Here is a 1,349-nt window from a genome sequence, read left to right as displayed (position 1 = left end):
TCGCTGTACTACTTTTCGGCAGCGTTATTGGGTTTAACATGTTTAAACAACAAAAAATTGCTGAGTTTATGGCTAACCGACCTGAGCCAGAGTTTCCAGTAACGGTAACAGAAGTTCAACCTATCGACTGGGTTCCAGTAATCGAAGCTATCGGCTTCATCGAACCTAACCAAGGTGTAACACTAGCGAACGAAACCAGCGGTGTTATTGACCAAATCTCTTTTGGTTCTGGTACTGATGTTAAAAATGACCAACTTCTTGTTCGTCTTGATTCCGGCGTAGAAAAGGCAAATCTAAAGAGCTCTGAAGCTCGCCTGCCTGCGGCAAAAGCAAAATACAAACGCTACCAAGGTCTTTTTAAGAAAGGTTCTATTTCTAAAGAAGCATACGATGAAGCAGAAGCAAACTTCTATTCTCTATCTGCTGATATTGAAAGCCTAAAAGCATCTATCGAACGTCGTGAAATTCGTGCTCCTTTCGATGGAAAAGTGGGCATTCGTAACGTTTACCTAGGTCAATACCTGCAATCAGGTACGGATATCGTTCGTTTAGAAGATACCAGTGTCATGCGCCTGCGCTTCACGGTTTCTCAAACTGATATCTCTCGCATCCATGTGGGTCAAGCTATCGACATCTTTGTTGATGCCTACCCAGAGAAGCCATTTGAAGGTTCTATCAGTGCCATCGAACCAGCAGTAAGCATCCAAAGTGGTCTTATCCAAGTTCAAGCAGATATTCCAAACAATGATGGCAAGCTTCGTAGCGGTATGTTCGCTCGTGCTAACATCATTCTGCCTAAGCTAGAGAACCAAGTTACTCTTCCTCAAACAGCGATTACTTTCACTCTATATGGTGACAATGTTTACATCTTAACTGAAGAAGACGGAGTTCAGCGTGTTGCTCAACATGTTGTAAAAGTAGGTGAGCGTACGGCTGATATTGCACACATCCTTGATGGTGTAAAAGCTGGCGATACAGTTGTAACTTCTGGCCAAGTACGCCTAAGTAACGGCGCCAAAGTTAAAGTTGTTGAAAGTGATGCGATCACTCCACCATCTGAAACACCTAAGCTGTAACTGGAGGCACAATGCGCTTTACTGATGTTTTTATTAAACGTCCAGTTCTAGCGGTATCCATCAGCTTTTTGATTGCTCTGCTTGGCTTACAAGCAATCTTCAAAATGCAGGTGCGTGAATACCCTGAAATGACGAATACCGTGGTGACAGTCTCAACTGGTTACTATGGTGCAAGTGCCGATCTTATCCAAGGCTTTATCACCCAGCCCCTCGAACAGGCTGTGGCTCAAGCGGATAACATCGATTATATGACATCTTCTTCTGTGCTAGGTA

The 1,349-nt window shown here is 43.7% G+C and carries 2 protein-coding genes; both read left to right on the top strand.

Annotation, left to right across the window (positions count from 1 at the left end; all coding sequences use genetic code 11):
* Nucleotides 1–1,076, top strand: a 1,076-nt coding sequence (locus AB4496_RS27235; protein ID WP_372133072.1) for an efflux RND transporter periplasmic adaptor subunit, incomplete at its 5' end; no start/stop codon positions are given.
* An 11-nt stretch (nucleotides 1,077–1,087) separates the two neighbouring features.
* Nucleotides 1,088–1,349 (top strand): efflux RND transporter permease subunit (locus AB4496_RS27230; protein WP_372133069.1); only part of this gene is annotated, 262 nt, incomplete at its 3' end.

It is taken from the genome of Vibrio sp. 10N.222.46.A1 (genome assembly GCF_041473595.1).
Taxonomy (GTDB): domain Bacteria; phylum Pseudomonadota; class Gammaproteobacteria; order Enterobacterales; family Vibrionaceae; genus Vibrio; species Vibrio tasmaniensis_A.
Note: the sequence above shows the minus strand (reverse complement) of the source record. Positions and strands in the feature narration are given on the sequence as shown.